The 23,742-nt window shown below is 72.8% G+C and carries 20 protein-coding genes; 7 read left to right on the forward strand and 13 right to left on the reverse strand.

The features are described from left to right. Nucleotides 1-10: 10 nt before the first annotated feature. Complete coding sequence (locus ACYVPE_RS03690) at nucleotides 11-859, reverse strand: helix-turn-helix domain-containing protein (protein WP_461031909.1); 849 nt, start codon at nucleotides 857-859, stop codon at nucleotides 11-13. A 224-nt stretch (nucleotides 860-1,083) separates the two neighbouring features. Between ACYVPE_RS03690 and ACYVPE_RS03695 the strand changes: the two genes are divergently transcribed. Beyond that, nucleotides 1,084-1,542 carry an ATP-binding protein gene (locus ACYVPE_RS03695; protein ID WP_461031910.1) on the forward strand — a complete coding sequence of 153 codons (459 nt, stop codon included), beginning with the start codon at nucleotides 1,084-1,086 and terminating at the stop codon, nucleotides 1,540-1,542. Nucleotides 1,543-1,746: 204 nt separating this feature from the next. Here ACYVPE_RS03695 and ACYVPE_RS03700 read toward each other — a convergent pair whose 3' ends face one another. Beyond that, nucleotides 1,747-2,382 carry a radical SAM protein gene (locus ACYVPE_RS03700; RefSeq protein ID WP_461031911.1) on the reverse strand — a complete coding sequence of 212 codons (636 nt, stop codon included), beginning with the start codon at nucleotides 2,380-2,382 and terminating at the stop codon, nucleotides 1,747-1,749. Nucleotides 2,383-2,597: 215 nt separating this feature from the next. Here ACYVPE_RS03700 and ACYVPE_RS03705 point away from each other — a divergent pair, with 215 nt between their 5' ends. Next, a complete protein-coding gene (locus tag ACYVPE_RS03705; RefSeq protein ID WP_461031912.1) occupies nucleotides 2,598-3,119 on the forward strand; it encodes an NUDIX hydrolase in 522 nt (173 codons plus the stop codon). An 8-nt stretch (nucleotides 3,120-3,127) separates the two neighbouring features. Here ACYVPE_RS03705 and ACYVPE_RS03710 read toward each other — a convergent pair whose 3' ends face one another. Then, on the reverse strand, nucleotides 3,128-4,582 hold the full coding sequence (locus tag ACYVPE_RS03710) for a prenyltransferase/squalene oxidase repeat-containing protein (protein ID WP_461031913.1): 1,455 nt from the start codon (nucleotides 4,580-4,582) through the stop codon (nucleotides 3,128-3,130). A 224-nt stretch (nucleotides 4,583-4,806) separates the two neighbouring features. Here ACYVPE_RS03710 and ACYVPE_RS03715 point away from each other — a divergent pair, with 224 nt between their 5' ends. Beyond that, a complete protein-coding gene (locus ACYVPE_RS03715) occupies nucleotides 4,807-5,523 on the forward strand; it encodes a hypothetical protein (RefSeq protein ID WP_461031914.1) in 717 nt (238 codons plus the stop codon). Between the two features lie 314 nt (nucleotides 5,524-5,837). Here ACYVPE_RS03715 and ACYVPE_RS03720 read toward each other — a convergent pair whose 3' ends face one another. Beyond that, nucleotides 5,838-6,533, reverse strand: a complete 696-nt coding sequence (locus tag ACYVPE_RS03720) for a hypothetical protein (RefSeq protein WP_461031915.1) — start codon at nucleotides 6,531-6,533, stop codon at nucleotides 5,838-5,840. A gap of 302 nt (nucleotides 6,534-6,835) precedes the next feature. Between ACYVPE_RS03720 and ACYVPE_RS03725 the strand changes: the two genes are divergently transcribed. Continuing rightward, complete coding sequence (locus ACYVPE_RS03725; protein WP_461031916.1) at nucleotides 6,836-7,621, forward strand: AfsR/SARP family transcriptional regulator; 786 nt, start codon at nucleotides 6,836-6,838, stop codon at nucleotides 7,619-7,621. On the opposite strand, the gene ACYVPE_RS03730 is transcribed toward ACYVPE_RS03725, so the two are convergent. After that, complete coding sequence (locus tag ACYVPE_RS03730) at nucleotides 7,618-10,875, reverse strand: AfsR/SARP family transcriptional regulator (RefSeq protein ID WP_461031917.1); 3,258 nt, start codon at nucleotides 10,873-10,875, stop codon at nucleotides 7,618-7,620. The genes ACYVPE_RS03725 and ACYVPE_RS03730 overlap by 4 nt on opposite strands. 222 nt (nucleotides 10,876-11,097) lie before the next feature. On the opposite strand from ACYVPE_RS03730, the gene ACYVPE_RS03735 reads away from it, so the two are divergent. Continuing rightward, on the forward strand, nucleotides 11,098-12,276 hold the full coding sequence (locus ACYVPE_RS03735) for a damage-control phosphatase ARMT1 family protein (protein WP_461031918.1): 1,179 nt from the start codon (nucleotides 11,098-11,100) through the stop codon (nucleotides 12,274-12,276). A gap of 31 nt (nucleotides 12,277-12,307) precedes the next feature. Here ACYVPE_RS03735 and ACYVPE_RS03740 read toward each other — a convergent pair whose 3' ends face one another. The 5 genes from ACYVPE_RS03740 to ACYVPE_RS03760 form a co-directional block, all read right to left on the reverse strand. Beyond that, a complete protein-coding gene (locus ACYVPE_RS03740) occupies nucleotides 12,308-12,775 on the reverse strand; it encodes a hypothetical protein (RefSeq protein WP_461031919.1) in 468 nt (155 codons plus the stop codon). Continuing rightward, nucleotides 12,715-13,182 carry an AfsR/SARP family transcriptional regulator gene (locus ACYVPE_RS03745; protein ID WP_461031920.1) on the reverse strand — a complete coding sequence of 156 codons (468 nt, stop codon included), beginning with the start codon at nucleotides 13,180-13,182 and terminating at the stop codon, nucleotides 12,715-12,717. The genes ACYVPE_RS03740 and ACYVPE_RS03745 overlap by 61 nt, the downstream gene beginning before the upstream one ends. A gap of 104 nt (nucleotides 13,183-13,286) precedes the next feature. Further along, complete coding sequence (locus ACYVPE_RS03750) at nucleotides 13,287-14,591, reverse strand: YeeE/YedE family protein (RefSeq protein ID WP_461031921.1); 1,305 nt, start codon at nucleotides 14,589-14,591, stop codon at nucleotides 13,287-13,289. 251 nt (nucleotides 14,592-14,842) lie between these two features. After that, entirely contained in the window at nucleotides 14,843-15,574 is a 732-nt protein-coding gene (locus tag ACYVPE_RS03755; protein WP_461031922.1) for a hypothetical protein, read from the reverse strand. Between the two features lie 211 nt (nucleotides 15,575-15,785). Beyond that, the gene (locus ACYVPE_RS03760; RefSeq protein WP_461031923.1) at nucleotides 15,786-17,078 is read right to left on the reverse strand and encodes a hypothetical protein; all 1,293 of its coding nucleotides are present in this window, start codon (nucleotides 17,076-17,078) and stop codon (nucleotides 15,786-15,788) included. 312 nt (nucleotides 17,079-17,390) lie between these two features. Between ACYVPE_RS03760 and ACYVPE_RS03765 the strand changes: the two genes are divergently transcribed. Both ACYVPE_RS03765 and ACYVPE_RS03770 read left to right on the forward strand, forming a co-directional pair. Further along, complete coding sequence (locus tag ACYVPE_RS03765) at nucleotides 17,391-17,624, forward strand: hypothetical protein (protein WP_461031924.1); 234 nt, start codon at nucleotides 17,391-17,393, stop codon at nucleotides 17,622-17,624. 133 nt (nucleotides 17,625-17,757) lie between these two features. After that, nucleotides 17,758-18,951 (forward strand): cytochrome P450 family protein, encoded by a 1,194-nt coding sequence (locus tag ACYVPE_RS03770; RefSeq protein ID WP_461031925.1) that lies wholly within the window; start codon nucleotides 17,758-17,760, stop codon nucleotides 18,949-18,951. A 31-nt stretch (nucleotides 18,952-18,982) separates the two neighbouring features. Here the strand turns inward: ACYVPE_RS03770 and ACYVPE_RS03775 are convergent, their stop codons facing one another. The 3 genes from ACYVPE_RS03775 to ACYVPE_RS03785 form a co-directional block, all read right to left on the reverse strand. Then, nucleotides 18,983-20,098 (reverse strand): cytochrome P450, encoded by a 1,116-nt coding sequence (locus tag ACYVPE_RS03775; RefSeq protein ID WP_461031926.1) that lies wholly within the window; start codon nucleotides 20,096-20,098, stop codon nucleotides 18,983-18,985. Between the two features lie 224 nt (nucleotides 20,099-20,322). Beyond that, nucleotides 20,323-20,463: a hypothetical protein gene (locus ACYVPE_RS03780; protein ID WP_461031927.1), complete on the reverse strand. Its 141-nt coding sequence runs from the start codon at nucleotides 20,461-20,463 to the stop codon at nucleotides 20,323-20,325. 277 nt (nucleotides 20,464-20,740) lie between these two features. After that, entirely contained in the window at nucleotides 20,741-23,677 is a 2,937-nt protein-coding gene (locus ACYVPE_RS03785) for a BTAD domain-containing putative transcriptional regulator (protein WP_461031928.1), read from the reverse strand. Between the last annotated feature and the right edge of the window lie 65 nt (nucleotides 23,678-23,742).

A 23,742-nucleotide genomic window follows, 5' to 3' on the forward strand; every position in this document is an offset into this window, starting at 1 on the left:
GGATCCATCCTCACAGTTGATGCGCGATCTTGCGGACGAACTCACGGGAGCTGTCCGGAGGCAGGGCCAGCTCCGTCAGCCAGTCGAACTGCTCCCGATACTTTGCGAGTTGGCCATCAGCGTGCAGGAAAGCGGGCCCGTGCATGCTGTCCACCTGCACCGTATCGAGTTGCGGAACGGCGCCCTCGGCGTACAGCGCGTTCTGCCCAGCACCGGGGAAGGCGCCGCGTTCGAACGGCAGGATCAGTACGGTCACGTTGTCCCGCTCGGACGTCTCCACCAGGCGCTCCAACTGAAAGCGAGTGACCTCGGGCCCACCGAAGCGCATGCGCAGAGCGGCCTCGTGGATGATGGCGACGTAAGGGGTCTCCCTGTCTCCCGTGACCACCTGTTGACGTTCGGAGCGGAGTGCCAGCCTGAGCGCGATTTCGTGCTCGGGGAGGCGGGGAACCACGACTCGGAAGACGGCTGTCGCGTGTTCGGAGGTCTGTAGCAGGCCAGGGATGTGCACCGTGTTGGCGACCCGCATCCGCGCCGCAGATGATTCCAACTCGGCGATGTCCAGCATTCCTTGCGGGAGACTGCCCCGATATCGCTCCCACCACCCGGCCCCTGTGTCGGCCATGGCCACGAGGGCTTCCACGTACGCGGTGTCGCCGCAGAGGTAGTTGGTCGCCAGCTTGCGAACACGTTCCGCGTTGATGGTGCGGGTGCCCGACTCCATGTTGGCGATGCGCGTCCGGTCCATGCCGAGCAGGCCCGCCGCATAGTCGGTTGTGATGTCCGCAGCGAGGCGAAGCTTGCGTAGCTCGGCTCCCAGACGCTTCTGCCGCTCGGTCGGCGTGCGTCGCGTTGACATGCGATTTCCTCCGTTGGCCTTTGCCGAATCTGTCATCGGGTGCCCCCGTCCACACTCGTTGGGGGGTAAATGCCATCATCGTGAAGACAATTGCATCGCCCCACGCTAGCTTGGAGTCACGCCTAAGTCACACACGGCGGCAGCCGGAAGTGCGCCGCGTGAGCGTGCCCGTCCGCCGTGGGGCGGGTGTGCCCGCCCCACGGCGGCGAGCCACCGGCCGACGTATGAACCAAAACCACGTCACCGCATTGGAGTTCACCATGCCCGACATCCCGCTCGTGCCCGCCCACTGGCACTTCCCCGCCAGCCCCGCGTCCGTCGGACGCGCCCGGCACGCCGTCGCCCAGGCGCTGCCGCCTGGACTGCGGCGGTGCCTGGGCGATGACCTGAGCCTGCTCACCTCCGAACTGGTCACCAACGCCATCCGCCACGGGGCGCGCCAGCAGGACGAACGGGTGGAACTCGTCCTGTGGCCCGCCGATGGCCACTACTGGATCGCCGTCTCCGACCCGGGTAGGGCGGCCGGCCTCGGCGTGCCCACACCGAGGAACCCGAACAAAGACGGCGAGACGGGCCGCGGCCTGCTGCTCGTCGACCGCCTCGCCGCCGCCTGGACCGTCCGGCCCCGTCCCGTCCGGGGCACGTCCGTCGTCGCGGGCCTCCCGCTGCGCCGGGACGGATGACTGCGGCGCGTCGACGTTGACGCGATCTCTGTAAGAGTGAGCTGTTGACAGCAGCGAGTGGTGACGTTCCGTGAGGTGGTCTTGCCGCTGGTTCGGCCCTGGCCCCGGGCAAGGGGGAAGCCCTTGGTGCAGACAGCTCTGCCGAGATCATGCCAGGGGGCCAGGAAGCGCCGCGGTGATTTCCCCAGGGCTGTCCGTCGCCCGTCACCGGTCGGTATTGGCCCCTTCTATCTCCTCGATGTTGAAGCCCACCGAGTGGCCCCCCCCCAGCAGGGTGAGGAAGTCCAACAGCTCCTCGGGAATCTCGATTCCGGCGGTACCGACCACCGAGATGACGGAGAACGGGATGTCCCGCTCGCGCAGTCGGGTGATCCCGCGCAGGATCCGGTCGAAGGCGGGCTTGCCCCGCAGATCGACCCGCTCAATGTTCGCGGCGGCCGGCCCGTCGATGCTCACCCCGACGCGGACGTCGTACGCGGCCAGCAGGTCACACGACGCATCGCTGATCAGCGTCGCGTTGGTCTGCACGTAGTGCTGGACTCGGCCGGCACGGCGCAGAGGCTCGAAGAGGGCGAGCAGGGCCGCGAACTTCTTGGGCCCCACCGCCAGCGGCTCACCGCTGTGCCAGACGATCCCGATCGGGTGCCCGCTGTCCTCGAACTGGGCCGCCGCCTTCGCCAAGGCGGCGGCGACCTCCACCGACATGTGATGCCTGAGCTTGCGAAACGGCAGATAGCAGTACCGGCAGTCCAGGTTGCACCAGGTCGTGGGTTGCACGACCACGGTCCCCGGTGCCGTGAACCGCTGTTCGTACAGGGCACGCCAGGGGCGAGTGCGCATCAGAGGGGTCCTCTCCTCGACGGACAGGCCATCGCCGTATCCCGGCGCGGGCCCGGATTCGGGATGCCACCACCATCGGACCCGCGATGACGGGTACGCGATGACATCGCGTTGTCATTGCCGATGACATGTCATCGCGGCGGCGATGACAGTGCACGAAGTCGCCTTCGACGCACGAGAGTTCGAGAAAGGGGCGGTGGGCTATCGTGGCCAGCGTGCCGCGCTCGATTCTGATCCACGACGGTGAGTCCGCCCGCGATATCGGTCTGGTGTACTGCTGCTCCGGCTACCTGGTCGAGGATCGCAAGGTGCTGCTCGTGCACCACAACCGCTTCGACAAGTGGGTTCCACCGGGAGGGCACATCGAGCCCGGAGAGTCGTTCGCCGGCACCGCGGTGCGCGAGTTCAAGGAGGAGACGGGCCTTGTGGTGGAGGCGATCTCCAGTCAGCCGGGCATCCATCCAGCCGACCACAACGCCACCCCTGAGCCCGTGCCCTTCTACGTCGACATCGAGCGTGAAGGCTTCCCCACCCCGGCCCTGGTCCAGTTCTTCTACGTCCAGCGTCAGCCCGGCACCCGCGACCGGGTCGTGGAGGCGGAGCTCGACGAGGTACACGGCGCGGCCTGGTTCGGGCTTGAAGACCTCGACAGCCTCAGGACCTTCGACCAGGTGCGCTCCCTGGCCCGGTTCGCCCTGCTGAACTATCCGGTAGCCCGGGAGCGCGCCGCGTCGTAGGAGCGGCCCTACCGTCCCGCGAGGCGATACCCGCTGGCCCCGTCCACCGTGCTGGCCAGCAGCAGCCGGGCCGGGGCGCCGCCGAAGGCCGCGGAGACGGCCTGGTTGAGGCGCTGAACGTACTTGGGCACCGAGGACGGGGCGACGCAGAGCGTCGCCGCGATCCGCTCCGTCGACAGCGCTGCCTCGGGAGCGTCGTGCACGGCCTTCACCACATCGAACAAACGCTCCGACAGCTCACATCTCACGCTTCCCTCGCTGTCGCGTGCTTCGACGAGGACCGTCCGGCCAGGACCGAGTGCGACGCGGATGATGACCACCTGGGCGGACGCCTCGCTCACGTCTTCTGAGGTTCCGCCGGCAAGACTCATCCGGGACAGGCGCTGAACCGCTTCCTCGTAGGCCGACACCGTGTAGTACGCGGCCCGGATGGTCGCGCGCTTGCCCGAGGCGCCCGGCTCGTTCCACAGTCCGACCTCTGGATCCCACAGGTCGTTCATCAACCTCCACGCCTTGGTGAGCCGGGGATCGCGCGGGTTGGCACCGGCCCGGACGGCGCCCTGGGTGCACAGCGCATACGCCATGTGCTCCCACGCGGTGCCCTGCACGTCCTTGTCATCCTCGACGAAGGTCTCCCAGCGGTGGTGGTTGTGCAGCAGCCACTGGCCCGCCTCGACGACCACTTCGGACAGCTGCTTGTACTGCACCGGGCCGTGCACCCCGCCCGCCTCGCGCGGGATGTCGCGGTATGCGGGTTCGCCACCGGGCCCCGTTCCGGAACAGACGGCCGACAGCCCGAGCAGACACAGCGCGGTCTTGCTCGGACTTGGGTCGGTGTCGACGTAGGTCCGCCACCCCCAGGCGCCGCCGGGCCGCCGGTGGTACAGCAGGCCGTGCACACCGTGCTCGATGAGCGGCTCGACTCGCTCCAGCAGGCTGCTGGTCTCCACCCCGCCGGGCAGGACGAGCCCCGGGCCGAACTCGTGGAGCGCGTCTCGCAGCACGGCGAGCCCGTGCACCACCAGGGCTGTCTGGTGCAGCGAGGTGTCGTCGAGCCCGAGCACCTCGGGCCAACCGTGGTCGACCTGATGGTCCTCCAACCAGCTGACGCACCAGGCCGCGGTCTCCGCGACACCGGTGTGGTGGAAGAAGCGCGAGTGGGAGAGCAGCCCGGCCAGGCCGAACGCGACGAACCGGGTGTGCTCGCCACGGCCGCCCTTGTGGCGGGGCCGGCAGTGCTCCGCGATGGCGACGGTGAGGAAGTCGAGCGCCCGCCGGACCGGCTGTCCGGCGATGCCGGCGGCCCGCAGGATCGGCAGGACCTCGCTGGTGTTGACGATCGAGGAGACCGAGGTCAGCGTGAGTCCCCACCCACCGTCGTACCCCTGACTGCCCAACAGGGTCCGGGCGGCCCCGGCCGCTCTGGACTGGAATGCCGCGAGCCCCGAATGCGCACTCTTCATGATCCGCCTCCGCCCCCGAACCCCAGATCGCCCGGCCGGACCGTACCCAACCCACTTACCGCTGACGCGTGTTCAGGCCGGAGACGCCACGGCTCGTGGTCCGGCTCGCCGCGGCCTGGGCCGTCCGTCCTCGTGACCTCCGAGGCACGTCCGTCGTCGCGTGGCTTCCCCTGCGAGAATGAACGGGAGTTGGGCGAGTGCGGTCGGGGGATGCGGTGCAGTCGGTGTTCGCGAACGTCGCGATCGGTCTGGTGACCAGCCTGCTCGGCGGTGGGTTCGTCTGGCTTTGGGAGCGGGCCAAACGAAGCCGGGCGGTGAACAGGCGGGCGGCCTTCTTCGGGGTGCGCCCGGAGGAGACCTGCCTCGTCGTGTTGGGCGGCCAGCACGACGTGCCCGGCAGCCCGCACTACCGGGATGTGCGGGCCGTCGTCGAGCTGGCTCTGCTGGCGGGCGAGTTGGGCTGCCAGGTGTCGGTGGAGTCGGGTGACTTCCGGGGGAGCAATGGCGACCGCACCGAGTTCTGCGTCGGAGGCCCGCTGGCGGACGTCAACGTCCGTTCCACCGGTCACGTCGCCGCTTACCTGCCCGGAGTCACGTTCCACCCCTACGACGTCGGCCGTCGGGACTCGGTGGCCATCGAGGTCGGGGGAGAGAAGTACCTGTTCGACCGCGGCGACCAGGAGTACGCCATGGTCGCGAAGTTCACCCCCGCCGGTTCCAGCCGCCCCGTCTTCCTGGTGTGCGGCCAGACCTCGATGACCAACCTGGCCGCCATCCACTTCCTACGACGCGAGTACGCGGCGGTCGCCAGGAGGCTGGCCTCGACCGAACGCTTCTGCGTGCTGATCAGGGTCTCCGGCATCGCGACCTACGAGCACCACCGCGCGGAGTTCACGAAGGACGTGTCGGCGTTCGCCTTCGGCCGATGGGGGGCGTCATGAGTGACCGCTGACCCACGCGATCGACGTCGAGGGGGACGGGGCCGTGCAGACCGGGGGGCCGTTGACCGTGCGCACCACGGCGCTCCTGCTGCGCTTCGGCGCGGACCCCCGATTCGCGGCCCCCGGCGGCCCGACACCCATGGAGATCGCCGAACACTATGGCCACCGCCCAGCGATCGCGCTGTTGCGGCAGCACATCGACGCCTCGCCCCGGCCGCCGCCTTCAGTTCCGACGGCGGCGGCCGAGGTGCGTCACGTCCACCTCGCCCCTCCCGGCGAGCCGACGAACGCCTGGTCGCCGAGACCGGCGTGGGTCAGGACTGCGTCAGCCAGCGCACGGCGCCGAACGCGAGCGGCCAGTCCACGGAGGTGACGGTGAGGCCGTGGCCGACCAGGAACACCTGGCACGTGGTCCTCGTGTCGCCGCTCTGGAAGTCCCACAGCGTCTCGGTGGGCGGAGCGAGGCACCACTCCGGGAGGTTCTCCGCCATGGCGGCGTCCACCGGGTCGAAGGGGCCGCCGTCGTCGGACCGCACCTGGAGGAGGAAGGAGGGGTCGGGGCCCTCGTACGGGTCGTTCTCGTTGGTGAGGGACATCTCGACATAGAGGGGGTCGAAGCCCGGGTAGTCCTCCGCGACGAGTCCGCTGCCCGCCAGGTCCTCCCAACTTCCCGACTCGACGCGTTCCACCGTGGCGTCGAAGTACACGTCGTCGCCTTCGGTGTCCTCGAACATCACCGGGCCGGGGGACTCGCCCACCGCGACCGTGATGAAGTCGTCTATCGGTTCGCCGCCGCCGTCGCCCCCGGACAGTTGCTCGTCGGACCCGCCTTCCCCGTCCGCCGGGGCCGCTTCGTCCCCTTCCGAAGTCTCCTCCTGGCCCTCCTGCTCCTGGGGTGCGCTCGCGTCGCCGGTGGGCTCCTCCTCGTCGGAGTTGCAGGCGGTAAGGGTCAGGGCAAGGGCCAGGAGGGGGCCGACCGCGTAGCGCCAACTGCGCTTGTGTACTGACATGAGTGTTGATTTCCCCGTGTTCGAGCGGTGGTTGTTGCGATGGAACGTCGGTCAGCCTAGATCCAGACCGGTCACCATCGGAGCCGTACCGGCTCGCCTCATGCGGCGCGCGTTCCCGGCCGCGAACGCGCCGACACCGCGCTGAGCTGCGATTTCGCCACCCATTCCCCGCCGGCGGACGCCCGTCGCGGCGACGGATCGGCGACAGATCGGGGGCAGCGGCGGCGGCCCATGCGGAATCCATGCGGGCCTCGGCCAGAGTGTCGTCGTTCGCGCACGACGAGGGACTGGACTGGTGTTCCGTGGACATCCGCTTGCTGGGCTCGGTGCGACTGCGCACGGGGGGACGGGGCATCGCGCCCGCGTCCGAGAGAGCCCGTCAGCTGTTGGCGCTGCTGGCCTGGGACCCCGGCGAGTTCCTGCCCGACGGGGCCGTGATCGACCAGCTCTGGGGGAGCGAGCCTCCCCAACACCCGCGCGACGCGCTCTACACCTGCGCCAACCGCCTGCGGAGGACCCTCGCCCCGGCCCTACCGGCGGGGGCCGAGCACCCGTTGATCCGGCGCAGGGGCGGATACGAGCTCGCCGTCGATCCGTCCGCCGTCGACGTCCATCGCTTCCGACGCCTCGTCAGCCGGGCCCGGACGGCCGCTTGGCGGAACGATGACACCGGCGCCGTCTCGCTGTACGACCGAGCCCTGGCGCTGCGGACCGGCACGCCACTGTCCGACCTGGGGTCCGCCTGGGCCACCAGGGCCCGCGCCACCCTGGAGGACGAATGGTGTGCCGCCCTCCAGGCACGGGTCGGAATCCGGCTGCGTCTCGGGCACCACACGGAGGAGGTCCCCGGCCTGCGGGAGTTGGTCGAGCGGCATCCGCTGGACGAGTCCCTGGCCGAACTCCTCATGCTCGCGCTCTACCGAAGCGGTCGCCAGAGCGACGCCCTGACGTGCTTCAACCGGATCCGCCGTGCGTTGGTCGAGCGGCTCGGCAACGAGCCGGGGGACCGCCTCAGGACGCTCCACCAGCGGATACTCCGCCAGGACCCCGGGCTCGTCCCGCTGGTGGGCGCCGGGGTGAGCCGTTAACCGAGCAACGCGGCGACCTCCGCGCGTTCCGGCACCGGCATCTCGGCCAGCACCGCCCGCGCGGCACGCCAGGACGCGCGGGCGCCCCGCTCGTTCGCCTGGCGCCGGCGGGCGTGCCCCAGCACCAGCAGCAGGCGGCCACGCACCAGGTGCTGGCCCGTTCTCCGGCAGATCACCAGCCCTCGTTCGCAGTGGCTCACGCAGCCGTCGAAGTCGCCGCGGTCCAGCAGGACGGCGGCGAGCAGGTGATGTGCCCGGGGGAGGAGGGTTCCCACGGAGTCCTTCGGGGCGGCCAGGAGTTCGGAGGCGCGGTCGACCGCGCGCTGGTGGTCACCGCGGAGCCGGGCCGCGTCCGCGAGACGGAGCAACGCCTCGTAACGCCCCGGGACATAGCTCGTCCGCTCCGCGATGGCGAAGGCTTCCGCCAGGTGCGCCTCGGCCGAGTCCAACTCCCCAAGTCGCAGTTCGGCGGTGGACATCCCGTTCAGGGCGTAGAGCTGGCAGTTGTCGTGTTCCTCGTGCCGAGCGCCGCGCAGGGCCCGTTCGAAGACGCCGATCGCCTCCCGGTAGCGGCCGCCCGAGGTGTGGACCCGGCCCAGCATCTCGTCGACCGTCGCCTCCGCGAAGCGCGCGCTGCCGCCGCGTGTCGTGGCGCGGGCCGCGGCGTGGGCCCGGTCGAGCAGCAGCAGCGCCTCGTCGAGCCGACCCTGTTCCCGGCGGACCACGGCCTGGTTGAGCAGCGCGTAGGACAGCACGACGCCGTCCCCGTCGGCGGCGAGCAGGGGCAGCAGGGAGCTCAACATCTCACCCGCCGTGTCGAGCCGACCGAGCGCGATATGAAGCGTCGCCAGACTCGAACGGCACGCGATCTCGGCCTTGGGGTCCTCGGCGTGCCCGAAGACGACGAGGGCCTGCTGATAGTGGCGCATGGCCTGCCGTTTCCGCCCACGGGCGCTGGCCAACACCCCCTGCGACAGGAGGGACCTCGCCTCGATCCGTGGCGATCCCGCGCTCCGGGCCAGCGCCGTGGCCCGGCGCGCGTGCCCTGCGCCGACGTCTGGTTTGCCGGCACGCCAGTTCAGCTGCCCCAGGATGTTCAGGGTCACCGCCTCGCCGATCTCGGAGCCCGCCCGGCGCGCCGCGTCCAGGCCGAGTTCGGCGACGCGCAGGGACTCCGACACGGAGCGGTGCACGAGGAAGGGGTGGCTCACCGCGACCAACTGCCAGGCCAGGTCGTGGGGGCCGCTCCCCGCGGCACGCGTGATGGCGGCGGTCACGTTGTCCCACTCGGCTTCCACCCAGGCCGCCGCGGCGGCCGCGTCCGGGAACGGCCCGGGGTGCCGCCGCTCCGCGGCCGACCGCTCGGGGACGAACAGCAGGGAGTAGCCCGTCGTGCCGGCGGCGGCCATCATGGCCATGAGGTAGTGGTCGAGCAGCGCGCGGAACGCCGCCTCGCGGGCCGCCGGCGTGTCGGTCTCCTCGGAGAGCCGGGCGGCGAACTCCCGCAACAGGTCGTGCAGGCTGAAGCGCCGATCGCCGGACTCCGTGGCGAGATGGACCTGGGCTACGGTCTCCAGCGCCTTCTCCGCGTCGGCGGGAGCGAGAGCGGCCAACGCGGCGGCCGCCGCGACGCTCACATCGGGACCGGGCACCCGTCCGAGCAGCCGGTACACCCGGCGTGCCTCCGGCGGAAGCGTGGCGTAGGAGAGTTCGAGGGTGGCGCGCACGAAGGTGCCCTCGTCGTCGGGGAGCCGCAGCCTCTCCAGCAGGTCGTGCCTGGCGAGGTCGGCGAGGTAGTCCGCGACGCCCCGCTGGGGCCGCTCGGAGAGCTGCGCCCCGGCCACGCACAGCGCGAGTGGCAGATCGCCGACCATCCCCGCCAGTTCCGTCAGCGCCGCGCGCTCGGTCGTCAGGTGGGGGGCACCGGCCCGCTGGGCGATCAACTCGACCGCGGCGGCGCGGCCCAGCGGCTCGACGGAGCGACGCCGGGCGCCGTCGAGGGCCACCAGGCCGCCGAGCCGGTGTCTGCTGCTGACCAGCAGCAGGCAGCCGCGTTCTCCGGGGATCAACGGCCGGACGTGCGCGGCCTCCGCCACGTTGTCCAGCAGGATCAGCACCCGGCGGCCGGCCAGCAGCGACCGGTAGAGCGCGACCTGGTCGTCGAGATCGGAGGGCACCGACCGCGCGGTCACACCCAGGGCTCGCAGCATCCTGACGAGTGCCTCGCCGGCGGACATCGTCGGCCCCGGTGCGAAGCCCCGCATGTCGACGAAGAGTTGGCCGTCCGGGAAGAGGGGCGCGACGCGGTGCGCCCAGTGCACGGCGAGCGCCGTCTTCCCCACCCCGGCCGGGCCCACCAGGACTCCGACGCCGTCGTCGCGCAGCCCGTCGAGCCAGGCCAACTCCGCGTCTCGACCGATGAGTCGGCCGATGTCCCGGGGTAGATGACGCGGCACCGAGGCGGGTCGCGGCTGTGCGGCCTCGCCCCGGCCGTGGCCGCGCCCCAGGTCGAGGTCCGGCTCGTCCGCCTGGACGCGTGCGCGCAGCCGCTGGAGTTCCCTGCTCGGCTCGGCCCCGAGTTCCTCGGCCAGCCGCTCTTCGTAGTCGCGGTACACGCGCAGCGCCGCGGCCTTGCGGCCGCCGAGGAAGAGGCCGCGCATGAGTTGGGCGCGGAACCGTTCACGGAGCGGATCCTCGGCGACCGCCGAGGCGAGCTCGGCCGTCACCCGTTCGTGCCGGCCGAGCGTGAGCAGGACGTCCGCCTGCTCCTCGAGGGCCGACCATCGGCGTTCCGCCAGCGCGGCGACCTCGTGGGCGTGCGCGTCGGGAACGTCGGCCAACGGCTGGCCGCGCCACAGCGCCAGCGCCCTGCCGTACAGTTCGGCGGCGGCGTCGAGGTCTCCGTCCCTGGCCGCTTCCGCTCCCCGACCGGCGAGCCGATCGAAGTCGTCGATGTCGGTCTGCCCGGGCCGCACGGGGAGCAGATAGCCGGGGCTCCGGGTGAGGATGAACTCCGCGTTGCCGGTGGCCCGGCGGATCTCGGCGACCAGGGCGCGGATCCGGGGAGCCGGGCTGGCCGGTTGGGCCTCGCCCCAGAGCCCGTCGGCGAGGCGGTCGACCGAGACCACCCGGTTCGCCGCCAGGAGGAGGATGACCAGCAGTTGACGCTGCCGGCCCGTCAGGGCGACGGCACGGCCGCCGACGTGCGCCTCCAACGGGCCGAGTAGCAGAAACCCGACGTCGGCTGGCGGCATGCCGATCATCATAGTGCGAACCGTGCGCGGGCCCGGCTGGCAACGGCGTCCGGCTCCTTCGGTCGACCGCGAGCCGCCCGTCGGATCCCGGTGACGGTGGCCCGCGTGCGACGGCGTGCTCGCGCCCCGCCGTCCGAGGTGGCGCTGCCCGGTACCCCGGCCGCGCGGGCGGTACCGTGCGGTCGTGGTGGGTCAGCACATCGGGGACGGAGAGAGGGCATCGTGACGGAGACTCCCCTGGAGGACGCCGCGCCGGTCATCAGGTGCGACGAGCCCGGCAGTTTCGCCCGGGACGTGCTGGCCACCCGGCACCCGGCCCTGATCCGGCAGGTCCGCGACGCGCACCCGCACACCCCCGCCCAACACCGCGCGCTGGACACGCTGTTGGCCGAGACCAGGGACAGCGTCCTCCGCCCGCTGCCGGCCGACGCCCACGACCACGCCGCCTGGGCGGGGTGGGGCATGGCGGACCACGTCGGCCGCTCCTGGTTCGACGCACCGTTCCTGTGGGCCGAGAGCTACTTCTACCGCCGACTCCTCGGCGCCGTGGACCACTTCACCCCCGGCCCCTATCAGGGCCTCGACCCGTTCGCCCCGGCCAAACGGGCCGAACTCCACAGCGCGGCCGTCGACGAGGAACTCCACGCGCTCGACGCCCTGCCCGACCTCTCCCCGGCCGAGCGGGCGGCGGCGCTGCTCGGCGCCGCCGTGTGGGGCAACCGCGCCGACCTCGGCTTCCTCACCACCGCGGCCGACCGCGCCGACCCCGCCGGGGACCTGGTCGCCGACGACTCCGCCGCGCTGTGGGCCCACCTCGCCGCCCGACCGGCGGGCACCGTGGCCGTGATCGCCGACAACGCCGGGCGCGAACTGATCCCCGACCTCGTCCTCATCGACCACCTGCTGCGTCACGGCCACGCCAGGACCGTCGTCCTCCACCTCAAGCCGCACCCCTACTACGTCTCCGACGCCACCCCCACCGACCTCGTCGACGCGCTGCGCCGCCTGACCGAAGCCCCGGGCCACGCCGGCGAGATCGGCGCCCGGCTCTGGGAGGCCGTGACGACCGGTGGCCTTCGCCCTTCGGTGCACCCCTTCTTCTGCGCCCCGCTGCCCTACGCGGCCATGCCGGACGACCTCCGCCGGGAACTGGCCACGGCCACCCTCACGATCCTGAAGGGCGACCTGAACTACCGGCGCCTGGTGGGCGACCGGATGTGGCCGCCCACCACCGGCTTCGACCGGGTGACGAGCTACTTCCCCACCCCGGTCGCCGCGCTCCGCACGCTGAAGTCCGACGTCGTCACGGGCCTCACGGCCGCCCGCGCCGCCGCGCTCGACGCCGCGGGCGACAGTTGGCGCACCAGCGGCGCCCACGCCCTGATCCAGGTGCGGTGCTGACGGGGATCACGGTGAGTCTTCCGCCGCGACGTCATCGCACGTCGGCGGCGGCGAGCTTCACGAAGTGTTCCAGGGCCTCTCGTGCCTGGCCGCTCAGCGTGCTGAGCTCCGTCTGGTCGGACGCCTTGTGCGTGGCGCTCGTCAGTTCGTACGCCTGTCGGGCGGCGTCGATGAGCGGTTGGCCGCTCGCGATGAGGTGCACGCGGAACAGCACGTGGAGGGCGACCCCGCGAAGGCGGTAGGCCTCGATGCGAGCCTCGAAGTGGGCGGAGCCCTCCGGGTCCTCGTGCCTGCGGTGCCAGCGGTCCTGCTGGCCTCGCCGGAACTCGGTCACCGCGCCCGCGAAGTCGCTGTAGACGGCCATGCGTTCGGAGCGGAGCTGCTGCTGGGTCGCGAACGCCTGGTCGCGCGCGGCCGCCTGACGCTGGGACCGCTGGGTCAGGGCGACGCCGAGCAGCGTTCCGAGAACCGCGATGAGGGCTGAGAGAACACCGGCCACGGCAGCAGGACATCACAGGTTCGCCCGGGAGCCCAGCCGACGGCCGCCAGGAGCCGTGACTGGCGGCGGCGCGGCGCGGCCGCCGACCGATGCACGACCCGTTCCCACGAGGCGGGAAGCCCGCTGCCGATCTCTGGGCGCTTTCGCTCCGGCCGGAGGACGCCGCGTGCGGGCCGGATCCTGTTGGGCGGCGGCGCCAGGGCCGCGAGAACCCGGGCGGCCGGACTGGCCGGCTGGGCCTCGCCCCAGAGCCCGTCCGCCAGACGATCCACCGAGACCACCCGGTTCGCCTCCAGCAGCAGGACGGCGAGCAGTTGACGCTGCCTGCCCGTGAGGGCGACAGCGCGCCCCCCGACGTGCACTTCCAGCGAGCCGAGCAGCAGAAACCCGACCTCGGCTGGTGGCATGGCGGTCATCACAGTGTCGGGGTGATGCTCCTCCCGCCCGCGTCATCGCGGGTGGGGGTGCGGGTGTGGCGGGGCGGCCCGCCACACCCGGGAACGACGGCCGGTCAGCAGACGCCGTCGCTCGGCTTGGGGTTGGCCAGGCCGAACAGGGGGCGGAGCCGGAGGCCCGCCCAGGTGCCGAGGAGGGCGGTGGCGCCCCAGATCCAGCCGTGCAGGCTGCCGGAGGCGATGCCGGCGAGGTAGGCGCCGATGTTGCAGCCGCCGGCGAGGCGGGCGCCGATGCCCATGAGGACGCCGCCGAGGACGGCGGCGACGGCGGTGCGCCAGGGGATGCCGCGGTGCAGGGCCCAGGTGCCGCCGAGCGAGGCGGCGACCGCGGCGCCGACCATGATGCCGATGTCGGTCAGGCTGTTCTTGTCGGCGAGGATCGGCCCGGCCAGCATGTCGGCGTTGTTCGGCTGCTGCCAGAAGGCCCAGCTCTCCGGCTGGACGCCGACGACGCCCAGCAGCTTGCTGCCCCACAGCGCGAACGCGCTGGTCACGCCCCACGCGCCGCCGGAGACCAGCAGCACCCCGGCGCCCAGCACGGGCAGCACCACGGCGCCGGCGGCCACCGGCCACGAGCCGCGCAGCGCCCGGGCCGCGGCGCCGCCGCGGCTGGACGGCACGGCGCCGGTCGGCGGCGGGGTGCGGCGGCGCTGGACGACGCGGGAGATCACCACGATCACCGCGAGCGCGGCGATCGTCACCGCCCAGGAACCGAACCAGCCGACGTGGTCGGAGAGCAGGTAGGGGTCGAGGGACGGCAGGTCGCTCCAGAGCTCGAACTGCCAGGCGGCGAGCGTCGAGCCGACGATGAAGCCGCCCAGGGTGAGCACGATCGACGACTGTCCCGAGCCGACCGCGAACAGCGTGCCTGAGGCGCAGGCCCCGCCGAGCTGCATGCCGATCGCGAAGACGAACGCGCCGACCAGCAGGCTCACGCCCAGCGGCCCGGCGGACGGCGCCGGCTGGGAGCCGAAAAGACCGGTGCCTGTGCCGATGATCAGGGCGAAGAGGGTGGCCGTCGTGCCCAGCAGCAGCGCGTGGGCGCGCAGCCCGGTGCCGTTGCCGACGGCGACGAGCTGCCGCCAGGCGGAGGTGAAGCCGAACCTGGAGTGGAAGAGGGCGAAGCCGAGGCCCAGCCCGAGCAGCAGCAGGACGCCGGGCTTGGCGCCGTGCGCGGCGAACACGTAGGCGCTGAGGCCGGCGCCGAGCAGCCCGGAGACGGCGAGTGGTATCCGCCGCACCGGCGGCGCCGGCGGCGCCTCGGGCGGCGGGGCGCTGGTGGGGGCGGGGGAGAGGAGCGGGGCCCACCGCCGGGGTTCGACGGTGGTGGGGGCAGGGGACGGCGATGAGGTGGTGGTCACGGGGTCTCCACGGGACGTGCGTGGGCAGGGGAGGGGGAGCGGAGAAAAAGCCGCGGAAGCGCGATCGGAGCGCGCTCAGCGACGACAGAGACCGTCGTCGACGCACCACGCCGAGCTCGCGAAGAGCGCGAGACAGAGCAGACGGGCGGGCGCGAACATGCCCACCATCCTAAAACGGGCATCGGCAGCGGATCCGCGCGGGAGTCCGGCGCCGATGCCGAGGCCGATGCCGAGGCGGATGCCGAGGCGGATCAGAAGCCGAGCAGCCAGCGTTCGGCGCCCGTCGGGTGCTGCCAGTCGACCGAGGTGAGGACGACGCCGTGGCCGACCAGCACCACCTGGCACCTGGACTGCGTCTCGTCCCCCTCGACGCTGATCACGCCGTCAGCCAGCGGGGCGGCGCACCAGTCGGGCAGGCCCTCCGCCCCGGCGGCGTCCACCGGCTCGAACGGCCCGCCGTCGTCGGCCAGGACGGCGATGGCGCCGGTCGGATCCGGCCCCTCGTACGGGCCGCTCGTGTTGGTGAGGGACAGCTGGACGTAGAGGGGATCGAGACCCGGGTAGTCCGTCGCGACGAGGCCGGTGCCTGCCATGGCGTCCCAGTCGCCCCCCTCGACCCGCTTCACCGTGACGTCGAAGTGCCAGCGGTCGCCGTAGGAGTTCTCGTGGAACGCGACAGGGCCCGAGGGCTCGCCCAGCGGGTGGGTGGTGATGCCGTCCCCCGTGGGCTCACTGGCGTCGACGGGCGGCAACTCCTCCTCGCCCGTGCCGTTCTCCTCCTGGTCCTCGGCCTCGTCCTCCGCCTCGTCCTCCGCCTCGTCCCCTCCCGCGGCCTGCTCCTGCTCCTGCCCCTGGGACGCGCCGGCGTCGCCGATGGACTCGCCGTCGTCCTCGCCGGAGTCGCAGGCGGTAAGGGACAGGGCGAGGACGAGGGCCACGACGGGACCGACCGCGTGGCGCCGACGACGCTGCTGTACTGCCATGAGTGCTGACTCCCCCTGTACGAGCGGTGGTTGTTCGGTTCGAACGGCGGTCGGCCTGGATACGAGGCCGCCGTCCGGGCCACGCGGGCCCGCCGCGTGTGCCGCTCGTTCCCGGCCGCGAACGCGCCTAACCGCGTCGAACCGCGCTTTCACCACCCTCACCCGGCGCGGCGACGGTGTCGCCGTCGCGCCGGGCGGCGCTACGCGCCGGTCACTGCTCGAACAGCCAGTCGAGGACGGCGTCGTTGGTGTAGGTGGGGATCCAGGACGCGTGGCTGAACAGCGGGGTGGTGCCGGTGGGGAAGGTGGTGAAGACGTGCCGGCTGCCCGCCTCGGCGGTGCGCCGGCGCGCGTCGTCGGCGTGCGCCCGCTGCTCACGCGCCGGACCGTTGCCGGCCCACTCGCTCCAGGTCACCGGCCGGCCCGCCGCCTCCAGCGCCCGGAAGATCCGGTAGTCGGAACCCGGGACGTCGTAGGCCACGACCGCGTCGTCCGCCGAGTGCAGGGCCCAGATCGGGAACTCCCCGAGGGAGCCGACGGCCGCCGCCTCGTTCCCCGCGCCGCACACCAACACGGCGGCGGCGAACAGCTCGTGGTGCTCTGGCAGCAGGGCCCAGGAACCGTAGGAACCCATCGAGAGCCCGGTCAGATAGACCCGGCCCGGGTCGATCGCCCGGTTGCGCGCGAGCGTCGTCCGCACCAACTCGAGGACGCCGGCCCGGACATCGGGCCGCCACCACCCGCCGGTACCCGGCGATCCCTGGGGCGCCTGCGGCGAGAGCACGAAGGCCGGATGCCGGCGCTGCCGCGCCGGGTCCGCGAACGCCACCGAGATCTGGTTGCCGGCGATCTGACTGAAGTTGTCGTTCCCGCTCTCCCCGTGGCCGTGCAGGCTCACCACGAGCGGATACCGCCGGCCCGGCCGCACCGCCGGGGTGAAGAACCGATACGGCACCGTCACGCCCGACGCGGCCTGATGCGTCGCCGCGGCGTAGTTGTCGACGAGCCGGGTCCGCACGCCGGTGTTGGTCACCGGGGCGTCCCCGCCCTGCCGGACGCGATAGGCGCCCGCCAGGTCGTAGTAGCGCGTGAACCCGTCGTTGTAGGCACTGGCCGCGAGCTCGTCGTTCGCGTCCAGTTCGAGCACGACGTACCTGCCGGGCCGTGGCCGATCCGTGAACTCCGCCGCGTTGTTGGGGTAGGCGGCGAGGACGGTGCGGCGGCCGGTGCGCGGCTCGGCGCCGGGCCGGGAGAGCGTCGCCGTGACCTCGAACGCGCCGGGGTCGAGGTCGACCCGGCCGGGATCGACGATCCCGTCGTACTCGATCGCGACGCCGGTGACCTGGTACCCCTCAGGCGCCACCTCCGCGATGACCGTGGCGTCGATCGCCCGACGCCCGTGACGTTCCCCCCGCTCCGCCGCCGTCGCCTGCCCGGCGGTCGCGATGACCCCCGGCACCGACGCGACGAGTCCGGCTGCCCCGAGCATGGTTCGTCTTCTCATGCGGCCCACTCCTCGTTGAGTTCGAACTGCCGGGGAGACTAACCGCGAACGCATATCTGTTCAATGTTGAATTAATATTCACCCCGTGTCTCCGTCACCCGGCGGATACTTCCTCGGCTCCTCGGTGCTCGATTCCCGGCATGAAGCTGACCGTTCCCGACGCGAGGAAGGCCTCGCCCGGTTCGCCGAGACGCTTGAGTGGTTTCGCCAACAGGGCCTGTGACGCACGGCGGAGGGGCGCGGGACGTCCAGGACCTCACCCGTCGCTGGCCGTCCCACGCCCGTCCGCACAGTCGATGTGCGATCTCACGGATGAAATCGCGGGAGTTGTCCGGTGGCAGGGCCAGTTTCTCCAACCAGCCCGAACGCCTCGAACTCGTCCCGTGGCCAGCCGACAGTCACTACTGGCTCGCCGTCTCTGACGGCCCGGGGGCGTCGGCGGCCCGAGACGCCCAACGCAGCGTGGAGATCGCCTTCGGCCTCGACGTGTTGAACGTGACGGCTCGACGCGCGGGCCCGGAACTCCTGCGCCTGTCCCCTCCGTAGTGCCTGATGAACGGCGACTTGGCGGCCGTCCCCGGCCGTCTTCGCCCCGACCGCCGTTCGAGAGCCGCACCCGCTGGCGAATGGTCTGCCGCCGTCGGTCCCGCTCGACGAGGACGCGGCTAGGGTGATCATCATGCCGGATTCGTCAGTGGTGGATCTCCCCGCGCTCGACCCGAACTTCGCCACCAACCCCTACCCCGCCTACGCGAAGCTGCGGGCCAGCGGGCCGGTGCACCTCGTCCGGCGCGGTGGCGACGAACTGTTCTGGCTCGTCGTCGGATACGAGGCGTGCCGGGCGGCCTACGCCCACCCGGGGCTCAGCCGCGACTGGCACCGCAACGGCCACCTGGCCACCGGCCTGTCCGCGCCGCCTCCCGTCGACGGGCCGGGGAACGCCCACATGCTGCTGCGCGACCCGCCCGACCACACGCGGCTGCGCCGCCTGGTCCTCCGCGAGTTCACCCCGGGCCGGGTCGACGCGATCGCCCCGCGCGTCCAGCGGCTCGCCGACGACCTGCTCGACACCATGCTGGCCGCCCCCGACCGCCGCGCCGACCTGATCGACGCGCTCGCCTTCCCCCTCCGGCTGACCGTCATCTGCGAACTCCTCGGCGTGCCCGACCTGGACCGCGACGCCTTCCGCGGCTGGTCCGACGAGGTCGCCGCCCCCACCAGCGCCAAGGCCGCACGCGCCGCCAACGCCGAGGCGATGCCGTATCTGACCGGGCTCATCGAGGCCAAGCGGGCGGCACCCGGCAAGGACCTGCTCAGCGCCCTCATCCACACCGTGGACGAGGGAGGTGACCGGCTCAGCGAGGACGAACTCCTGTCCATGGCCTTCCTGCTGCTGCTCGCCGGGCACGAGTCCACGGTCAGGTTCCTCAGCAACGGCGTCCGCGCCCTCTTCGCCCACCCCGATCAACTCGCCCTGCTCCGCTCCGACATCGACGGGCTGATCGACGGTGCGGTCGAGGAGATGATGCGCTACGACAGCCCGGTGGAGACCGCTCCGCCAAGGATCGCGACCGAGCCCGTCGAGATCGGGGGCACGGTCATCCCCACCGGCGGCGTGGTGCTGATCGCCATGGCGGACGCCGGCCGCGACCCGGCCCGCTTCGCCGAGCCCGACCGCTTCGACATCCGTCGCGACACCCGGGGCCATCTCGCCTTCGGCCACGGGGTGCACTACTGCATGGGCGCGCCGCTCGCCCGCATGGAGGGGCGCATCGTCATCGGCACGCTCCTGCGGCGCTGTCCCGCCCTCGCCCCGGACCCGGGCGCCGGGCCCCAGGCCAGAGGCGTCCGCCGGATACCGGTCTGCTGGTGACGAGCGGCGGCGGCCGGAGACCGCCCGGGAGTCAGCGCGGCCCGGTCCCGAGGACCAGGTCGCGGGGCAGGAGCGTCGTGCGCACGTCGGGGCGGTCACCCAGGTGCCAGACGGTGAAGCGCAGCCCGGTCACCAGGCGCGTCAGGATCGTGGTCAGCTCCAGGTCGGCCAACGACCTGCCGACACACCAGCGGCTGCCGATGCCGTAGGGCAGGTACTCGCCGGGGGCGGGCTGGAGGGACTCCCAGCGGCGCGGCCGGAACGCCAGCGGGTCGTCGCCCAGGAACGTCGGCGCTGTCCGGTGCACGACGTACGGCGAGATGATCACGGCGGACCCGGCCGGGACGCGCCAGCCGTCACACTCCTGCTCACCGTTGGCGGTGCGCAGGATCAGCCAGTTGGGCGGCCACAGCCGCAGCGACTCCGCCACCACCCATGACACGATCCCGCCTTCGGCGGGCGCGTCGGCGCACGCGTCGGCGTCTTCGGGATGCCGTGCCAGGGCGACGAGGGTCCACGCCAGGGCGGCTGCCGGCACCCGATAGGACGCCAGACCGCTGGCGACGAGCATCCGCACCGTGGCCTCGGTGTCGAGGCCGGCGTCGACGAGACTCTCGACCAGCCCGCCCTCTCCCGGCGCGGCGAGCGCGCGCCGCAGCTCCTCCTCCAGCGCCTGCTGGGCCGTGACCGACCTGCGGTAGCGGGGGAGCAGCCGCCGTACCAGCCTGGGCAGCTGGTACGGGCTGCTGATGATGGGCGTGATCGCGTTGAGCAGGTCACCGGTGCGCCGGGCGACCGCGCCGACCTCCCGGGTGCCGAAGCAGAACCGCGCGAAGGAGCGGGAGGTGAGATCCTCGAGCTCGCGCACCGGGTCCTGGACCGTGCCGCGCTCGCGCCACGCGGACCCCAGCCGGTCGGCCTCCCCGGCCAGCCACTCCCGGTGCTCGCGCAGCGCCGCCGGCGACATCCCCTTCTGCACTGCGCGGCGTCCCCGCATCCAGTCGTCCGTCGCCGGGTCGCCGCGCAGCCCGCTCACCGCGTCCCGCCGGATGGTGCTGGTGACGAGGAAGTCGGTGTTGGTGCGGCGCAGCGCGTCGTGGACGGCGGGCGGGTCGTTGAGCAACACCGTGCCCTCGGCCAGCTCCACCGCCGGGCCGAACTCCCTGGCGGCGTCGAGCAGATACGTCAGCCGATCGCGTTCGTAGCGTTCCAGGAACTCGGCCGGGGAGGCCCCCGTCCGTGCCAGGGGCCGGGAAACGAGGTGTTCTGTGGGCTCTGTCAGCTCTGCTCAACTCCGTCAGCAGCGGGACCCTCATCACCAAGGCCCGGACCCGACATGGTCGGGTCCGGGCCGTCATGCTGCCGGACTGGTTACGGGATCCACGGGTACGCTCCGGCGGCGCCCTTCGTGGTGAAGCCCATCTTGCTCGCGACCTTGAGGAGCATGCGCTTGGCCATGAAACCCTCCTTCAGATAGCACACCAGCAGCGGCAGGAAGATCACCGCTGGCATTGAGGCTAATCAACTCACCTTATTTCCAACAGACTTGAGCATTCCGCCGCCGTGAGGTAGCTTCCGCCCCCCATCGCACGGCCGGCATCCGATCGGCGAGGGCGACCCGACACCGACCACGTCCGCGAAGGCCCGCGGACGTCCGGCGGGTTCACGTACTCCTCGACCTGGCGGTGGATCCGGGACCTGACCGGTCGCCATGTGCGTCATCGCGCTCGGGGCCCCGCCCGTTCGTCAGGACCCGTCATCGCCGACGTGTCCCCGACACGGGCGCCACCTACCGCCGGCTCGCGGCGATGCGCGCGGCGATCCGCTCGACGTCGGCGCGCTCGGCGGGCGGCAGCGCCCTGATGGCGGACGCCTCCCGAAGCAGGCGCGCGGCCTCGTCGGCGGCTCCGGCCAGGGACGCCGCACCCGCCAGCCCCTCGGTCGCCAGCGCTACCGTCCGCCGGTCTTCCGCGTCGCGCGCCAGCGCCAGGGCCTCCTCGTGGTACGCGCGGGCTCGGGCCGCGTCACCGCGCAGCTCCGCGACGAAGCCCAGCTCCGCCAGCACGTAGGCGAGGCCCGAACGGTAGCCGTCCGCCCGGTGCGCCCGCTCGGCCTCGCGCAACTGTTCCTCGGCGGCGTCGAGTCGGCCCTGTCTGCGTGCCGAGGCGCCGAGACCGACGCGCGCGTGGATGACCCCGTGGTGGAACGAGCGTTCGCGCGCCACCCGCAACGCGCGGGCGTAGAGGGCGTCCGCGCGCCCGAAGTCCCGGGCGAGCGCCGCGATCCTGCCGAGCTGCGAGATCTCCTCCACCACGACGGGCCAGAGTTGAAGCTCCTCGGCCGCCGCCAGGCCCGCGCCGTGCAGTCGGGCCGCGTGACCGTACTCCCCGCGCACCTCCGCGAGCACGCCGAGGAGTTGGAGGGCGCGCGACTCGCCCCAGCGGTCGCCCACCTCGCGGAAGAGCGCCAGCGCCTCCTCGGCCTCGCGGCGCGCGGCCTCCTGGTCTCCGAGCCGCAGCGACTCCCAGCCGAGCACGCTGAGCGCCGCCGCCGTGCCCCAGCGGTCGCCGAGCCGCCGGAACCGCTCCAGCGCGCCGCGCACCAGGCCGATGGCGGCGGGGGGATCACCGCCGTCGGAACGGGCGAAGCCCAGGAGCCACCGCTGACAGGGAGACAGGTCGTCGGGGAGCTCCGCCGGCTCGACCGGCATCCGCTCCCACGCCTCCAGGGCGGCGCGCCACACCAGGGCGTCCGACCGCGCCCCGTCCTCCGCCTGGTCCTCGGTGGCGAGAGCCAGGCCGAGGGACCGGTGCGCCTCGCGGTAGCGGCCGCGCAGGAACCAGTACCAGCCGAGCGCCCCGCACTGCCGCAGCGCGAGGTCCCCTTCACCCCGCTCCAGAGCCCAGTCGAGCGCGGCACGCAGATTCGCGGTCTCGGCGTCGAGCCGGCGCAGCCACTCCCGCTGCGCGGGGCCGCGCAGCCGCAGGTCGCCCTCCCGCGCCAGCCCCGCGAAGTGCCGTGCGTGGCGCCGCGCGCACGCGTCGGCCTCGCCCGCCTCGACCAGCCGCTCGCGCGCGTACGCCGCGACGCTCTCCAACAGCCGGAAACGGCGCGACGTTCCGTCGTCCGCGAGGGGAGTGAGGAGGGAACGGTCGGCCAGGGCGGCCACCGTCCCCGCGATCTCACCAGCCGCCACCCCCGGGCCGACGGCGACGGCCTCCGCCGCGGCCAGATCGAACCCGCCGGCGCAGACCGAGACGCGGCGCAGCACGGCGCGTTCGCGGCCGTCCAGCAGGTCCCAGCTCCAGTCGAACGCGGCGCGCAGCGTGCGGGCGCCCGATCCCAGCAGGTGGAAGCGGTCGTCGAGCCGGGCCGCCACCTCACGCAGGCCGAGCGTCCGGACCCGGGCGGCGGCCAGCTCGATCGCCAGCGGCAGCCCGTCCAGCCTGCGGCACACCGCCGCGATCTCCGCCGCGTCGGCGGCGAAGCCGGGCACCGAGTCCGACACCCGCTCCCTGAAGAGCCGCACCGCCGCGTCACTCCCGAGCGCCGGCACCGACCACAGCCGCTCGCCCGGCACCTCGAGCGGCTGCCGCCCGGTCGCCAGGATCCGCAGCCCCGGCACGCTCCCCAACAGCGCCACGACCAGCCTGGCCGCCGGCGCGGCCAGGTGCTCGACGGTGTCCAGGACCAGCAACAGCCGGCGGTCACGCAGGGCTTGGGCCAGCGTGCCGCGCACCCCGAGGGTGGTGGCGATCCGTTCCGCCAGAACGGCGGCGTCCTCCCTCGCCCCGACGGCGTCGACGCCGGCCAACTCGACCAGCCACGCGCTCTCCTCGGCGGCGGCCGCGACCTCCAGGGCCAGCCGGGTCTTGCCCACGCCGGCCGAACCGGTCAGCGTGACCAGCCGGTGCCCGCGGAGCAGCGCCCGGACCTCGGCGACCTCCTCGTCCCGCCCGACGAGCGCGTTGAGCGGCACGGGCAGGTTGGAGGACGGCGGCTCCGGCGCGGCCAGCGCCGGGTCCTGACGGAGGACGGCCTGGTGGAGCGCGGCCAGCTCGGGGCCCGGGTCCACGCCAAGCTCCTCGGCCAGCAGGTCCCTGATCTCGCGGTAGGCCGCCAACGCCTCGGCCTGCCGCCCGTCCCGGTAGAGCGCGCGGATCCGGACGGCGTGCAGGCGTTCGCGCAGCGGGTGGGCGTCCAGCATCGCCTGGAGCTCGTCGGCCAGCGCCCGGTGCTCACCGCGTTCGAAACGCTGCTCCGCGAGTCCCTCGAACGCCGTGACGCGCTGCTGCTCGAGGCGTTCCGCCGCGGCCCGCGCGAAGGGCGCCTCGGCGTACCCGGCGAACGCGGGGCCGCGCCACAGGGCGAGGGCCTCCTCGTAACGCGCGTCGGCGACGAGCGCCCCGAAGGCCGCCGCGTCGACCCGGGACGGCTCGGCCCGCAGGCGATAGCCGTGCGGCGCGGTCTCCACCAGCGCGCGGGCACCGGGCTCGGCCTCCTCGAGGACGCGTCTCAGCTGCGCCACCTTCGACTGGAGCGCGCCGAGTGCCCGCGCCGGTGGCGCGCCGTCCCAGAGGTCCTCGATCAGGGTCTCCGCCGGCACCGCACGCCCGTGGTGGACCAGCAGGTCGACCAGCAGGGCGCGCACCTTGGCGCCCGGCACGGCGACTTCCCGCCCCGGGTCGGTCCGGACGGTCAGCGGCCCCAGCACGCCGAATCGCATGCGGCGATCGTAAGCAGACCGTCAGCCGACCATCATCGGCCCCCCGTAGCGTCGTTGGTGTTCGG

It is taken from the genome of Streptomyces mayteni (genome assembly GCF_054783955.1).

Coding starts and splice junctions, on each gene's coding strand:
- ACYVPE_RS03720 (WP_461031915.1), bottom strand. CDS start 6,533: ATGTCAGTACACAAGCGCAGTTGGCGCTACGCGGTCGGCCCCCTCCTG.
- ACYVPE_RS03765 (WP_461031924.1), top strand. CDS start 17,391: ATGAAATCGCGGGAGTTGTCCGGTGGCAGGGCCAGTTTCTCCAACCAG.
- ACYVPE_RS03730 (WP_461031917.1), bottom strand. CDS start 10,875: ATGCCGCCAGCCGACGTCGGGTTTCTGCTACTCGGCCCGTTGGAGGCG.
- ACYVPE_RS03710 (WP_461031913.1), bottom strand. CDS start 4,582: ATGAAGAGTGCGCATTCGGGGCTCGCGGCATTCCAGTCCAGAGCGGCC.
- ACYVPE_RS03700 (WP_461031911.1), bottom strand. CDS start 2,382: ATGCGCACTCGCCCCTGGCGTGCCCTGTACGAACAGCGGTTCACGGCA.
- ACYVPE_RS03690 (WP_461031909.1), bottom strand. CDS start 859: ATGTCAACGCGACGCACGCCGACCGAGCGGCAGAAGCGTCTGGGAGCC.
- ACYVPE_RS03780 (WP_461031927.1), bottom strand. CDS start 20,463: ATGCCAGCGGTGATCTTCCTGCCGCTGCTGGTGTGCTATCTGAAGGAG.
- ACYVPE_RS03695 (WP_461031910.1), top strand. CDS start 1,084: ATGAACCAAAACCACGTCACCGCATTGGAGTTCACCATGCCCGACATC.
- ACYVPE_RS03755 (WP_461031922.1), bottom strand. CDS start 15,574: ATGGCAGTACAGCAGCGTCGTCGGCGCCACGCGGTCGGTCCCGTCGTG.
- ACYVPE_RS03785 (WP_461031928.1), bottom strand. CDS start 23,677: ATGCGATTCGGCGTGCTGGGGCCGCTGACCGTCCGGACCGACCCGGGG.
- ACYVPE_RS03760 (WP_461031923.1), bottom strand. CDS start 17,078: ATGAGAAGACGAACCATGCTCGGGGCAGCCGGACTCGTCGCGTCGGTG.
- ACYVPE_RS03745 (WP_461031920.1), bottom strand. CDS start 13,182: ATGCCACCAGCCGAGGTCGGGTTTCTGCTGCTCGGCTCGCTGGAAGTG.
- ACYVPE_RS03770 (WP_461031925.1), top strand. CDS start 17,758: ATGCCGGATTCGTCAGTGGTGGATCTCCCCGCGCTCGACCCGAACTTC.